We start from the raw sequence: 14,672 nt of genomic DNA, 5'->3' as shown, positions 1-14,672 counted from the left end.
TATCAATGTGAACGTATTTGAATCGCAACCCATGCAAAAATGGCGGTCACCAATCCAGCAAACACACTCAAAGACACCAAATAACCATATAAATCAATTAATTTACTTGATAATAAAATTGGCCAAATAGTGCCTTGATAACCGACTAATAAAAAAGTTGAAAAAATGGCAGGATTTTCTGCACGTGAGATTTTATCAATCAAATAATAAGCAGGATTCAAGCTTAAACCATGCCCTATACCGATGCTGATGATGCTGATGGCCAACCACAAATTGGCATGTGTCAATTGTAATAAGATGAGACCCAAGCAGCCCAAGGTTAATAAAATCATGCCAAAAGACAAGCTCAAAGATTCCTTCATACCCTTGCATGTCATTTGAACAATGGTGGAAATAAATAAAATGATTGAAATAGACAAGCCGGTTAAAGTGGCAGATTTGGGTAAAGGCAGTTGTGCCAGCATCGATCCTGCTAATGCAGCATACAAGCTAAAAACACCAAAACATGCTGAGGCTGCCAAGGCATATGGCCAAAAAATACGTTTATTTTCAGATGTTTTAGGTGTATTCCACATTCGTGGTTTGATCAGTTTGTGAGAAGTTTGATGTTGATAACGAATCCCAAAACAAGCCAAAAAAACCACTATCGAACCTGCGCAGACAATCCAATATGGCGTACTTAATGGTGTTTGACTGCTATCTGCGACCAAACCGCCAAAAATAGGTCCTAAAGAAAAACCGATAACCGTTACAATAGACGACAATTTTCCTGCTTTGGCTTTGTTGGGAAATGGATATTTATCACTTAAGCCATTCATGGTGGCAGTGGTGAGTAAGCCAGAGGCGATACCAATTAAGAATCGTGACGTACATAAATGCCAAATATTATTGGCAAGTGCAGAATAAGCCAAAGCCATAATGTTGATGAATAAACCCAACATCACCTCTTTTTTATAACCATGTTTTCCTGCTAAGCCATTTAGAAACAATAAAGAAAATACCACCCCTATCATATAAGTGATGAAAGCGTAGCCAACTTCGGTTGTACTTAAATGCCATTGTGTGACATAAATAGCATACAAAGGGCTTGCCAATGCAGTACTCATCACACCCAAACACAAGCTTAAACTTAATATGAGATATTCAACTGCATTGCGTTGTTGAAAAATAGATGACTGCATGAGAGATACTCGTTAAAATTGACCATTAAGTCAATTTTAATTACAAATTGACCCGCGAGTCAATTTTGTTTGAATTAAGGATGGTAGAAATATGAAAAAACGTGGGCTTTCTGTTGAAAAAACGGCTGAAACACGCCAAAAAATTATTTTGGCAGCTTTAGACTCGTTTATTGAATTGGGATTTGCCAATAGCAAAGTTGCGGCTATTGCATCTGCAGCAGGATTAGGCAAAGGCACTATTTACTCGTATTTTGATACCAAAGATGCATTGTTTGAAGGTGTGATTGATTATTTGATTGAAGAAACTTTAGATCCGATTCAAAGTGTAGATTTACCTGACAATCAAACTGTGGCGGATTTTATTGTAGAAAAAATGGTCGCTTCGGTCAGCAATATTGAATCTTCAGGTCGGGCACATATGGCAAGATTGATTTTGAGTGAAGGCAATCAATTTCCTCATTTGACAGACTTATATCGTCAAAAAATTTATACCCCATGGAATCAAGAAATTCAAAAATTATTACAAATTGCCATTGATAGACAAGAATTGCCCTCTTCTATTGATACTGCCGCAACGGCTTTGTTAATTAATGCACCGATTTGGATGGTGATGGTTCACAATGGGGTTTTGGTACGAGATGAACCGATGGATTTGATGGTTTTATTTGTGGAAAATGTTAGGTTAATTTTTAAGTGTTGATATTTTTTGATTTTTAAGTATTTAAATTTTTTAAAATACTTAAAAATGTAAATACATTATGTTAATTTAAGAATTAAAAAAATATATGCATATTAAAAAAGCGTCCTGTGTAAGTATTTACAGGACGCTTCCAATCATAAAATAAACAAATTTTATTGAAAGGCTTCTATTTTGACTTTGCCATATACGGCGGCATTCATCAATACAATCTCGCAGCTCACTTGCACAGCCCTATCTTTTGCCAAAATAACCTGTTGTAAAGCTTGTATGACTGCATCAGACAAAGCTTTTTGCACTTCATTGGTGCGCTCAGGCTTTTGTAAAAGACGAATTTCAACGTGTACAAATGCATCATCACTGCCCTGCCCCACCATAAAATCATCCCAAACCATCACGCGGGATTTTACATCCAATGCAGGAGCAATCTGGGTCGATAACATGGCTTGATGTGCTGTTTTTAACAAGTGTATTTTGTGCTCTGCCAATGGTGCACTGACCGATAAAATCAAATGAGGCATGTCTATGCTCCTTTTTGCGCCAAGGCCTCTAATAATTTTTGATGTATACCACCAAAACCACCATTACTCATTACCAAAATATGGTCACCTGCTTGTGCAAAAGCCGCAATCTGGGCAACCAAGACATCTAATTGCACCTCAACATGCAACACATCACCTAATGGTGACAAAGCGTCCTGTACATCCCAATCGACACCGCCACTGTAACAAAACACACAATCAGCGTCCTGTAAACTCTCAGGCAAAGCCGCTTTCATCGTGCCCAATTTCATTGTATTCGAGCGTGGCTCCAATACCGCCAAAATGCGTGCTGAACCTATCTTGCCGCGCAAGCCCGCCACAGTCGTCGCAATCGCAGTAGGATGGTGTGCAAAATCATCATAAACCGTCACACCTGCAGCAACGCCTTTGATTTCCATGCGACGCTTCACATTCTGAAATTTAGACAATGCCGCACACGCAGTGGTGATATCCACACCAACATGGCGTGCCGCAGCAATCGCAGCCAATGCATTCATGCGATTGTGTTCACCCAATAATGTCCAATCAATGTGACCTAAAATTTGACCTTGGTATGCCACATCAAACACGCCTTCAGACACCACATTGACCACTTGCCAACCTGTATCGCTGCCAAATGCCTCCACAGGTGTCCAAACGCCTTGCTCTAAAACACGCTCTAAAGCTGGCTGCGTGGCATTGCTCAACACCAAGCCTTCACTAGGTACCGTGCGCACCAAATGGTGGAATTGACGTTCAATGGCAGCTAAATCAGGAAAAATATCGGCATGATCAAACTCAAGATTGTTCAAAACAGCGGTGCGTGGACGGTAATGAACAAATTTAGAACGCTTGTCAAAAAATGCCGTGTCGTACTCATCGGCTTCAATCACAAAAAATGGGCTGCGTTCGCTAAAACTCGCTTGTTGAATCCCTTGAGGTGTTTGAAAGCCATCTTGCGCAGAAATTTGCGGCAAGCGGGCTGAAACAGAAAAGTTTTGTGGCACGCCACCGATTAAAAAACCAGGTGCCAAACCCGCATCTTCTAAAACCCACGCCAACATAGAAGCCGTCGTGGTTTTGCCATGAGTGCCTGCCACAGCCAACACCCACAATTTGTGCAATACATTTTCAGCCAACCATTGCGGTCCTGAAATATACGGCAAACCACGATTCAAAATCGCCTCTATCACCGGCATACCGCGCTTAGCCACATTGCCAATCACATAAATATCGGCTGGAAATTGGTCTAATTGTTCAGGCTCAAAACCCTCTACCACATCAATACCCAATTCTTCCAATTGTGTGCTCATTGGTGGGTAAATTTTGGCATCACAACCTGTAACCTTAAAACCCCCCTCTTTGGCAATGGCAGCAATCCCGCCCATGAATGTACCGGCAATGCCGATGATATGTATGTGTTGTTGCATGATGAACCAATTTTGACCCGAAAATGGCAATGATAGTCAACATTGTCGATTTGGGCAATTTACGAAGCTATTTGGGTATGCAATTGTTGGTGTGGCTTCAGAAAATACACGCTAGCGAATCTCAATCGATTATCAAATCACCGCAGTGATATTCCATCGTTCATGCTTCAAAAAACCATGACTGAAGCCATTTTACAAACAAGCGTCCTGTAACATAGTGTAAATTTGAAGCTTAAACATCAAAAACAGATTAACCACACAAATCCGAATTAATCACGCCACCTGACCCTGAAATACGATAAGTATATTCAGGATCTATGGGTTTGCGTTGATCGCGTGGAGAGTAACCATAGTAATTGCGATAAGCTTTGGAAAAATGCGAAGAAGTAGAGAATCCACACGCCACCGTCACTTGCATCACCGACATACTGGTTTGCGCTAACAATTCTTTTGCCCTTTGCAAACGCAAGCGCAAATAATATTGCGCAGGAGAAACATGACAATAACGCTTGAACAAACGCTCCATTTGGCGTAAAGACAAAGGAATCAATTCGGCAATTTCTTGCATAGACAACACTTCATCTAAATTCGCTTGCATCAATTCAATCGCTGTTTGCACATATTCATAACCAGGCCCAATGATTTCGGTATGCGTCATGTATTGCGTGGTCGAAGCATCGCGAATGCGGTCCATAACAAATTGCTGCGCTACTGCTGTGGCCAAAGTTTTACCATGCTTGAGGCGAATCAAATGCAACATCATGTCCATAGATGCCGTTCCGCCTGCACAAGTATAACGATTGCGGTCTATGGTATACAGTTGCTCACTGAATTCCACCTTATAAAACGCTTCTTTGGCCGCCGACAAAGCTTCCCAATGCAATGATGCTTTATAACCATCCATTAATTTGGCCGAAGCCAAAGCCACCGAGCCATTACACAAACTGCCCAAGACCATACCTTGATGGTCTAATTGCTTGAGCAAAGTCTTGATGGTGGGCGTTGTGGCTTTTTGTACCTCTACGCCACCACACACAAAAACCATATCACAATCAAATAACGCTTCTGCATCCACTGAATCTTGTAAGCCCAAACCATTACTGGCAGGTGTACCATTTTCTTCTTGATAAATATACCAAGAATACAATTCTTTTTGGCTCAAATAATTGGCCATACGCAACACATCCACAGCGCTGGCAAAGGTAATCATGGTAAAACCATGCAACAATATAAAACCAATCTTTTGGGTATGGTATGGCTGACTTTTATGGGTTTGGTTTTGCATGACAAAATCCTTTTCATGTTAATTTAGCAACATGATTTTTCTGAAATTCTTTTAATACCCAAAACCAAACAGCCATCAAAAAACCATTCAGTTGGAAACAAAAAATCCTCCCCAACGCCCATTGAGGAGGATGACAGGCTAGGCAGTATAACGCTGCCAATCAGAGTGCGCAAATTGCCAACTCTTTTGCACCGTATAACCATAAGGTTTGGCAGCTTTTTGCAAGATACGCCACACATAATCGGCAAAGCTGCGACGAAATACCACCACATAATCGTCATCAGCCACCTTACTCAAAACCACCGTACTGCGCTTGAACACGGTATGCACGCATTGCGTGGTTTGCAATGACAAAACATCGTAAGGCATTAAGTGACGCAAGACGGTTGAGGCTTCTTGACCATGAATGCGCATCATCATAAAACCACCGCTGTTATCCACCAATTGTGCAAACACACCTTTTAAAGCGTCCTGTAAAGCATGAAATAACACGTGTTTGTGTTCCAAAGCACAAACCAGCATCCATTCATCAGGCGACAACCAAAACACCGCAGCTTGTTCTGAATACACACTTTGTTTGGCTTTTTGTGGCAAAGCCACGCCCAAAACACTTTCCACCGCTTGCAAAAAATCAGGTTGATTGACTTTGCCACGCAAATGAAAAATACCCACGCCCATACCTGAGCTGTAATTGACATGAGGATGTGCCGCTTGTTCAACCACAGTTTGCCATTGTACGAACAAAGGGTGTTGCCAATGTTGGCGGTAAATATTGACATCAAGCATGTTGACGAACTCCTTCGGCATCGACAAACACACAGCTGTCGGCCACAGTAAATGGAATAATCTTGCCTTGTGCATAAGCATATAAAGTTTTGCCAACCATATTGCGACCATTTTCAATCACGGCCATCGCAATCGAACGACCTAAAAAGGCGCTGTCATAGCTGGAAGTAATATGACCCAACAAAGGTATTTTGGCATCACTGCTGCCCACACGTGGTACGGTAATGTTGTTAGAGGCAATGATTTGGGCACCTTCAGGAATCACTACCGATGCATCCAAAGCCAAAACGCCCACCAAATGTTTGCGGTTATCACGCGCAGTATCGCTACGACTCAAAGAACGTTTGCCCAAAAATGAAAATGGCTTTTTCATCCCTACAGCCCAAGCCATGCCCAAATCAATTGGCGTCACCGAACCATCGGTGTCTTGACCGACAATGATAAAGCCTTTTTCAGCGCGCAACACATGCAAGGTTTCGGTGCCGTATGGTGTGATGTCGAACTCTTTGCCTGCTGCCATCACTTGTTCCCACAAGTATTGACCAAAGCCAGCTTCCACATTGATTTCATACGCCAATTCACCAGAGAAAGACACACGGAACACACGAGCTGGCAAACCTGCCACCGTTCCCGCACGCCAATCCATGAATTTGAAGTTTTCAGCAGCAAAATCAATATCTGGACACAGTTTTTGCAATACTTGGCGTGCTTTCGGACCCACCACCGCAATCGTACTCCAATGATCGGTGACCGAAGTCAACCACACATCCAAATCCGACCATTCCGTTTGATGCCACAACTCTAACCAACTCAATACATTCGCAGCACCGCCAGTGGTGGTGGTCATGTAAAACTGTTCATCGTTGATGCAAGCGGTCACGCCATCGTCCATCACCATGCCATTTTCATTAAGCATCAAACCATAACGACATTTACCAGGCTCTAATTTGGTCCAAGCATTGGAATAAATGCGGTTCAAAAACTCACGTGCATCAGGGCCATCAATTTGAATTTTGCCCAAAGTCGATGCATCCATCACCGCCACACCATTGCGCGCAGCCAAACATTCACGCTTCACCGCAGCATGTATGTCTTCGCCATTTTTTGCAAAATACCATGGACGCAACCATTGACCGACAGGCTCAAACGCAGCATCTCGTGCCACATGGCTTTGGTGTATGGCCGTAATGCGTTCAGGATCAAACGTATTGCCAACATCCACACCTGCTAAAGCGCCCAAACTCACAGGCGTATATGCAGGACGATACGTCGTCGTCGAAACTTGTTCAACAGGCACATTCATTGCTTCTGCCGTTAAAATAAAACTGTTCACGCTGGACAATTTGCCTTGATCGGTACCAAAACCAAAAGCCGTGTAACGCTTCACATGCTCAATATGGCGATAATTTTCTTGAATGGTTTGCTTAATGGCTTCAGCCGTCACGTCGTTTTGATAATCGACAAATGCTTTCGGGCCTGTACCTGCTGCCATACCATCTGGAATGCGCACTGCCAAAACCATGTCTTGATGCGCGGCTTCATTCACCACTGGTAAAACCACATCATGTTGGATGTTTTGCGCTGCGAAAAACGCTGCCAAAACTTGTTCAGTTTGCTTTAAAGCGGCCTGAAACGTTTTTTGACCCGTGATAGCACCAATATTGCACACATGGGCTTTACAATCTTGGTAAACAGCAGGCACAACAAATGACAAATGTGCCTCGCTCCAGATCGGACGGCTGGTATCGTGACAATACAAATGCACCGTTGGCGACAAACCACCGCTGCTCAATACCACTTCCGCATCCACATTGAATGTCTGCAACGATTTCAAATCAATCAGCGTTGCACGCTCAACATGGTTTTTACCACCGACTTTGCCCACGCCATGATGTAAATGCACTTTGACACTGCGCGGCAAATAATCCGGAATATTGGCATTCGGGCGCGTATCTGCCACAGTGACTATCGCTCCCGCTTGCGCCAAATCACGTGCTGCCAAGTAAATCTCATCATTGTTGCCACACACCACCACACGTTCGCCTAGCAACACGCCATAACGGTTCAAATAGGTTTGCGCAGCAGACACTGTGAAAACGCCTGGCATATCGTTATTGCCAAACACCAACGGGCGTTCAATCGCTCCACTTGCCAAAATCACTTGCTTGGCACGAATGCGGTGCAAGCGATGGCGTGGTTGACTGCTATCACGCTGATCAATCGGCAAATGGTCTTGCAACAATTCCACCGCTTGAATCATATTATGGTCGTGTAAAGCAAAAGCCGTGGTGCGACTTAAAATCTCTACATTGGCATATTGTGCCAATTTCTCGCACAGTGAATTGGCATAATCCACCCCTTTTAAACCATTAAACGTGGTGTTTGTATCAGAAAGCAACCACCCGCCCATTTGGGCTTGTTCGTCTACCAACAACACCTTCAGGCCGCTTTGGGCGCAATGGAAAGCGGCCTGTAAACCACTCACCCCACCACCGACCACCAAAACATCCACATGATGGTGCAAATGGTCATAATATTCCGCATCGCCCACAGGAGGCGTTTCACCAAAACCTGCAAATTGGCGAATCACATTTTCATACATCGGCCACATTTTAGGCGGCCATTTGAAAGTCTTGCTGTAAAAGCCCGGTCCCATCATGTTCTGACCGACTTTACCCATCACGCCTTTGATGTCAAATTCCAAGCTAGGCCAGCCCGAAGTGCGAAAAGCACTCAAACCTGCATACAATTCCGCTTGCGTGGCTTTGATGTTAGGCGCGCTGTAAGCACCCGACTCCATTTGCACCAAAGCATTCGGCTCTTCTGCACCCGCGCTCATAATGCCGCGCAAACGACCATATTTATAACTGCGCGCCACCGCTTTCACACCATTGGCAAGCAATGCCGAAGCCAATGTATCGCCTTGATAGCCTTGATAAGTCTTGCCATCAAATTCAAATGTCAATGGCTGATTTTCATCAATTTGCACCGATGCTTTGAACACCCGTTTTGCACTCATACCACCACCTCAGTTTGTTCCATGTCTTCTAAAAATAAAGCCTTGCCATCGGCCAAAGTGTAAGAGCCTTGTACTTGGTTGCTGACATTGTGGCGTTTGACCACAAAAAATTTGCGACAACCGGCCACATGTTCCCATTGCTCCCAAATCCAACCTTTGTGATTGCTGCGCATGAACACATAGTCACCCCATTGTTCATCACTCAAGCTTTCAGGATTTTCAGGACGGGCAATATACGCTTCACCTGCATAATGAAACTCTTGTTCATCACGCTTTTCACCACAAAATGGGCAATTTAAATACAGCATAAAACCTCCTAGTGAGCCACGCCTGCGGCACCGTGTTCGTCAATCAAGCGGCCTGAGTAAAAACGATCTAAGCTGAATGAACGGTTTAATGGATGTGGATTGTCATGGGCAATGGTGTGAGCAAACACATTGCCAGAGCCCGGTGTCGCTTTAAAGCCACCTGTGCCCCAACCACAATTGAAATACAAACCTTTAACAGGGGTTTTGCTGATAATTGGACACGCATCTGGCGTGGTGTCTACAATACCGCCCCATTGGCGATTCATGCGCACACGCGACAATTGCGGGAACAACTCAATGATGGCAGCAGCAGTGTGTTCAATCACATGTGGACTACCACGTTGGCCATAACCCAAATAACCATCAATACCCGCACCAATCACAAATTCACCTTTGTCCGATTGGCTCATATAACCGTGCACCGCATTGGACATCACCACCGTATCAAACACTTTTTGCATTGATTCAGATACAAATGCTTGTAATGGATGGCTTTCAATCGGAAAACGCAAACCTGCCATGCCAGCCAAAACCGATGTATGGCCTGCTGCCACCACGCCCACTTGGTTGGCACGCACAAAGCCTTGTGTCGTTTGTAAGCCTTGAATGCGCCCTTCGGAAATGTCCATGCCCGTGACTTCACAGTTTTCAATCAAATCCACGCCCAAAGCGCTCGCTGCACGGGCAAAACCACGTGCCACCGCATCGTGGTGAGCAATGCCGCCACGCGGTTGCCACGATGCACCCAACACAGGAAAACGCGAACGGCGTGAACAATCTAATAAAGGAATTTTGTCTTGGACTTCTTGAGCGGTCAAAACATGAGCATCAATGCCCAACAAATTATTGGCATTCACACGACGCTCAATGTCGCGCATGTCTTGTAAATTGTGACCCAAATTAAAAACGCCACGTTGGCTAAAGAACGTATTAAAATTCAAATCTTCCGACAAGCCTTCCCACAATTTCATAGAATGCTCGTACAAATTAGCAGCGTCTTCCCAAAGATAGTTAGAACGCACCAAAGTCGTATTACGAGCGGTATTACCGCCGCCCAAATAACCTTTTTCCAATACCGCAATCTTGCCGACATTGTGATTTTTGGCCAAATAATACGCAGTGGCCAAACCGTGACCACCGCCACCTACGATGACGACATCGTATGATGACTGCAAAGAAGCCATGCGTCTGGCCTCATGCCACTGTTGATTGTGCGACAAACTGTTTTTCAACAAAGTTTGCCACGAGTACTTCTGCCGCCCAAATGTGTCGTTACTCATGTTATGCTCGCATCCCTATCAGAATATTGGCTGTTGGTGTTGCATTAGGTGTTGCTCATTATTAAGATTTCTATGGCATAAAACCGTCATGTAAAGACAATAAATATCGCAAAAACGACATCCCCTTTTTTTGTCGTTTCGACATCATTTATTGTCGCTTTTTAAATGCTGCGTTTAATGGATTTTGACAATCATAGTCACACACCAGCAGCAGCCATCATTAAGGATTCAGGCAATGAGCCAAATCAGTTTTATTTTGAATTGTTCCGCACCCAGTCAACGAGGCCAAGTGGGTGCATTGATGCAGATTTTGGAAGCACATGGTGCTTATATTGAAGCGTTCAGTGTGTTTGATGATGTTTCTAGCGGTTATTTTTACATGCGCAGCGTGTTCAATATTCACCGTAACGAGCTGAATCTGAACCAATTACACACCGATTACCAAAATTTTTTGCGTGACCAACATGCCGAAGGACAAATTTGGGATGCTCATGAACCGGTTAAAGTCTTAATTTTGGGCTCTAAAACCGACCACTGTTTACAAACTTTGATTGGTGCCAGCAAAGTCGGCGCTTTGCATATGGACATTGTCGGTATTGCATCCAATCATGAAGACTTGCAACCGATTGCCCAATACAACGACATTCCTTATTTCTATTTACCAGTCTCCGACGAAAACCGAGCTCGCCAAGAACAACAATTGGTGGATTTGAAAATGCAACTGGAAGCAGAATTTGTGGTATTGGCTCGGTATATGCAAGTTTTAAGCCCTAAAACCTGCCGTGCTTTAAATGGTCAAGCCATCAACATTCACCATGCATTTTTACCAGGTGCCACGACGCAAACGGATAAGCCTTACGAACAAGCCCATTTTCGTGGCGTGAAATTGATAGGCGCGACCGCACATTATGTCACCCCTGATTTGGATGCAGGTCCTATCATTGAACAAGGTGTAGAGCGAGTGGACCACGCTTATTTACCTGCAGATTTATTGCGTTCAAGTCGCCACATTCAAAGTGTGGTGTTAGAGCGCGCCTTGCAACATGTATTAGAGCGCCGTGTTTTCATTAATGGCGAACGTACCATTATCTTAAGATAAAACCCAAACAAAAACGCACAAAGGAGTCATTCATGTTGAAAGTACCAACCACGTTTTCTCGCAGTGTTACCGTTGCATCATTTGATCCAGAGTTGGCGCAAGCCATTGCCCAAGAAGTAGAACGTCAACAAGACCACGTTGAATTGATTGCTTCTGAAAACTATGTTTCACCAGCCGTTATGGAAGCCCAAGGCTCACAATTGACCAACAAATACGCAGAAGGCTATCCTGGCAAACGCTATTATGGCGGTTGCGAGTTTGTCGATGTGGCTGAACAATTGGCGATTGACCGTTTGAAACAATTGTTTGGTGCTGAGTTTGCCAATGTTCAACCACATTCAGGCTCACAAGCCAACCAAGCGGTTTACACTTCGGTTTTGCAACCAGGCGACACCATCATGGGCATGAATTTGGCGCATGGCGGTCACTTGACGCATGGCGCATCGGTGAATATTTCGGGCAAATTGTACAAAGTTGTGCCTTACAGCTTGAATGATGCCGAAGAAATTGACTACGATGAAGTAGAACGCTTGGCCATCGAAAACCAACCTAAAATGATTGTGGCAGGTGCTTCGGCTTACGCGTTGGAAATCGATTTCAAACGCTTCCGCGAAATTGCAGACAAAGTCGGTGCGTATTTGTTTGTTGATATGGCGCATTACGCGGGTTTGATTGCCGCTGGCGAATACCCTAACCCTGTGCCTCACGCGCACTTTGTGACCTCTACCACTCACAAAACCTTGCGTGGTCCTCGCGGAGGTATCGTGTTGACCAATGACGAAGCTTTGGCGAAAAAAATCAACTCAGCGATTTTCCCATCGTTGCAAGGCGGCCCATTGATGCACGTGATTGCTGCCAAAGCGGTGGCTTTCAAAGAGGCTTTGGATCCATCTTGGAAAGATTACGCCAAACAAGTGAAAGCCAATGCCAAAGTTTTGGCTGAAGTGTTGACCGAGCGTGGTTTGCGCATTGTTTCAGGCCGCACCGAAAGCCATGTATTCTTGGTAGACTTGCGTGCTAAGCAAATCACCGGCAAAGCGGCAGAAGAAGCTTTGGGCAAAGCACACATCACTGTGAACAAAAACGCCATCCCTAACGACCCTGAAAAACCATTCGTGACTTCAGGTATCCGTTTGGGTACACCGGCCATCACCACTCGTGGTTTTGACGAAAACGACACGCGCGAATTGGCTCATTTGATTGCGGACGTTTTGGATACACCAAACGATGCTGCTGCGTTGCAAGCGATTGCAGTGAAAGTAACGGCTTTGTGCGCTAAGCGTCCTGTATATGTAGATTGATTTTTAGATTAAGATGAAGCAATAACAAGCGTCCTGTAAACTTTACAGGACGCTTGTTATTGTATAGCGAAATACCAATCATTGACTAGACTCCACATTGGAACCAGAAGTCTTAGCCATCTGTATTTTTACATTCGGTAATGGCTTTGATAACAAACCATTGCAAGCTCAAAACCTGTTTGCACCAAAATAAGAGATTTAAAAAATTTTGGCTTTCATCAAACAAAAAAACGCCACCAATAAGGCAGCGTTTTTTGTTTAAACGATTCAGTTCAATTGTGCCAAAACTTGGGTTTTCACCACTTCAACGTCTTGAGTACCATCTACTTTGATGTAAGCTGGAGAGCCTGTTTCAATACTTTGTTTACCGTAGAAATCCACCAATACTTCTGTTTGTTGGTGGTAAACATCCAAACGTTTTTGTACCGTTTGCGCTTGGTCATCATCACGTTGAATCAAGTCTTCGCCTGTTTCATCGTCTTTGCCTTCTACTTTAGGCGGATTGTAAGCCACATGGTAAGTGCGGCCTGAAGACAAATGCACACGGCGACCCGACATACGGTCTACAATCACCGCATCAGGAACGTCGATTTCCACCACATAATCCAATACCACACCCGCTTCTTGCATCGCTTCTGCTTGTGGCAAAGTGCGTGGGAAACCGTCAAACAAGAAACCATTGGCACAATCGGCTTCAGCGATACGCTCTTTCACCAAACCAATGATGATGTCGTCACGAACCAAACCACCTTCGTCCATGATTTTTTTCGCTTCCAAGCCCAAAGCCGTGCCTGCTTTGATAGCAGCACGCAACATGTCGCCAGTAGAAATTTGCGGAATGTTGAATTCTTGTTTGATAAATTGAGCTTGAGTGCCTTTACCTGCACCAGGAGCGCCTAACAACAATACTTTCATTTGTTTTCCTTTGTTTCAATCAATAAAAAACCACGATTAATTCTTTTGAGAACATCTCAAGCCCAAGCTTGAATATGCCCCTTTGATTTATGCTTTAAACTGTTGCTGCATCCGCGCCAAATCTTCAGGCGTGTCTACACCAGCCATAGGAATATTATCGGTCACTACCACGCCTATGCGATGGCCATGCCACAAAATACGCAATTGTTCGAGTTTCTCAATCAACTCTAAGGGCGAGGCTGACAATTGTGTATACAGATTCAAAAACTCAGTACGATAACCATAAATACCAATATGACGGTATACAGGTGGCAATATGCCTTGTCCTTGCCCGATGGCATCCATTTCATCACGTGGGTATGGAATCGGCGCACGACTGAAATAAATCGCTTCGCTTTGCTTGTTCAACACCACTTTCACCACATTGGGATTCAAAAAGTCCGCAGAGCTGTCAACATGATGCGCAGCAGTGGCCACAGGCACAGGATTTTCATGCAAGTACGCTGCGACGTTTTGAATCAATTGCGGGTCTATCATCGGTTCATCGCCTTGCACATTGACCACAACCGTTTCAGGCGGCAAATGCAACAAGCTGGCAGCCTCTGCCAAGCGATCGGTGCCATTGTCGTGGTCTGCGCGGGTCAATACCGCTTCTACATTGGCTTGCGCACACACATCTAAAATCGCTGCGCTGTCTGTTGCCACCACCACACGCTGTGCACCACTGAGCCTTGCTCGCTCAGCCACTCGCACCACCATCGCCTTGCCACCCAAATCAGCCAAAGGCTTGTTAGGCAAACGACTAGATTGCAAACGTGCTGGAATCAATACCACAAATGGCAAACTCATG

At 44.4% G+C, this 14,672-nt stretch carries 13 protein-coding genes; 3 read left to right on the top strand and 10 right to left on the bottom strand.

Annotated features, from left to right (window positions below; genetic code table 11):
* Nucleotides 1–2: 2 nt before the first annotated feature.
* Nucleotides 3–1,181: an MFS transporter gene (locus tag ADP71_RS05475; RefSeq protein WP_171460956.1), complete on the bottom strand. Its 1,179-nt coding sequence runs from the start codon at nt 1,179–1,181 to the stop codon at nt 3–5.
* 91 nt (nt 1,182–1,272) lie between these two features.
* Between ADP71_RS05475 and ADP71_RS05470 the strand changes: the two genes are divergently transcribed.
* Complete coding sequence (locus ADP71_RS05470; RefSeq protein ID WP_019959455.1) at nt 1,273–1,881, top strand: TetR/AcrR family transcriptional regulator; 609 nt, start codon at nt 1,273–1,275, stop codon at nt 1,879–1,881.
* A 152-nt stretch (nt 1,882–2,033) separates the two neighbouring features.
* On the opposite strand, the gene ADP71_RS05465 is transcribed toward ADP71_RS05470, so the two are convergent.
* The 7 genes from ADP71_RS05465 to ADP71_RS05435 all read right to left on the bottom strand — a co-directional run bounded on the left by ADP71_RS05465 (nt 2,034) and on the right by ADP71_RS05435 (nt 10,507).
* A complete protein-coding gene (locus ADP71_RS05465; RefSeq protein ID WP_019959454.1) occupies nt 2,034–2,399 on the bottom strand; it encodes a 5-carboxymethyl-2-hydroxymuconate Delta-isomerase in 366 nt (121 codons plus the stop codon).
* 2 nt (nt 2,400–2,401) lie between these two features.
* Nucleotides 2,402–3,829: a UDP-N-acetylmuramate:L-alanyl-gamma-D-glutamyl-meso-diaminopimelate ligase gene (gene mpl / locus ADP71_RS05460; RefSeq protein WP_171460955.1), complete on the bottom strand. Its 1,428-nt coding sequence runs from the start codon at nt 3,827–3,829 to the stop codon at nt 2,402–2,404.
* Between the two features lie 250 nt (nt 3,830–4,079).
* The gene (locus ADP71_RS05455) at nt 4,080–5,114 is read right to left on the bottom strand and encodes a GlxA family transcriptional regulator (protein ID WP_019959451.1); all 1,035 of its coding nucleotides are present in this window, start codon (nt 5,112–5,114) and stop codon (nt 4,080–4,082) included.
* A gap of 138 nt (nt 5,115–5,252) precedes the next feature.
* On the bottom strand, nt 5,253–5,900 hold the full coding sequence (locus ADP71_RS05450) for a sarcosine oxidase subunit gamma (RefSeq protein WP_019959450.1): 648 nt from the start codon (nt 5,898–5,900) through the stop codon (nt 5,253–5,255).
* Nucleotides 5,893–8,919: a sarcosine oxidase subunit alpha family protein gene (locus ADP71_RS05445; protein WP_171460954.1), complete on the bottom strand. Its 3,027-nt coding sequence runs from the start codon at nt 8,917–8,919 to the stop codon at nt 5,893–5,895. The genes ADP71_RS05450 and ADP71_RS05445 overlap by 8 nt, the downstream gene beginning before the upstream one ends.
* A complete protein-coding gene (locus tag ADP71_RS05440; RefSeq protein WP_019959448.1) occupies nt 8,916–9,227 on the bottom strand; it encodes a sarcosine oxidase subunit delta in 312 nt (103 codons plus the stop codon). Before ADP71_RS05440 ends, ADP71_RS05445 begins: the two co-directional genes overlap by 4 nt.
* An 8-nt stretch (nt 9,228–9,235) precedes the next feature.
* Nucleotides 9,236–10,507: a sarcosine oxidase subunit beta family protein gene (locus ADP71_RS05435; protein ID WP_019959447.1), complete on the bottom strand. Its 1,272-nt coding sequence runs from the start codon at nt 10,505–10,507 to the stop codon at nt 9,236–9,238.
* A 235-nt stretch (nt 10,508–10,742) separates the two neighbouring features.
* On the opposite strand from ADP71_RS05435, the gene ADP71_RS05430 reads away from it, so the two are divergent.
* On the top strand, nt 10,743–11,606 hold the full coding sequence (locus ADP71_RS05430; RefSeq protein WP_019959446.1) for a formyltetrahydrofolate deformylase: 864 nt from the start codon (nt 10,743–10,745) through the stop codon (nt 11,604–11,606).
* A gap of 32 nt (nt 11,607–11,638) precedes the next feature.
* Nucleotides 11,639–12,907 carry a serine hydroxymethyltransferase gene (glyA, locus tag ADP71_RS05425; RefSeq protein WP_104931678.1) on the top strand — a complete coding sequence of 423 codons (1,269 nt, stop codon included), beginning with the start codon at nt 11,639–11,641 and terminating at the stop codon, nt 12,905–12,907.
* A gap of 267 nt (nt 12,908–13,174) precedes the next feature.
* On the opposite strand, the gene adk is transcribed toward glyA, so the two are convergent.
* Both adk and kdsB read right to left on the bottom strand, forming a co-directional pair.
* On the bottom strand, nt 13,175–13,822 hold the full coding sequence (gene adk, locus ADP71_RS05420) for an adenylate kinase (protein ID WP_019959398.1): 648 nt from the start codon (nt 13,820–13,822) through the stop codon (nt 13,175–13,177).
* A gap of 87 nt (nt 13,823–13,909) precedes the next feature.
* Nucleotides 13,910–14,671: a 3-deoxy-manno-octulosonate cytidylyltransferase gene (gene kdsB / locus ADP71_RS05415; protein ID WP_019959397.1), complete on the bottom strand. Its 762-nt coding sequence runs from the start codon at nt 14,669–14,671 to the stop codon at nt 13,910–13,912.
* Nucleotide 14,672: the final 1 nt, after the last annotated feature.

This window comes from Vitreoscilla sp. C1 (assembly GCF_002951955.2).
Lineage (GTDB): Bacteria > Pseudomonadota > Gammaproteobacteria > Burkholderiales > Neisseriaceae > Vitreoscilla > Vitreoscilla stercoraria.
The sequence above is the reverse complement of the archived record's forward strand: the minus strand, read 5'-3'. Positions and strand labels throughout refer to the sequence as shown.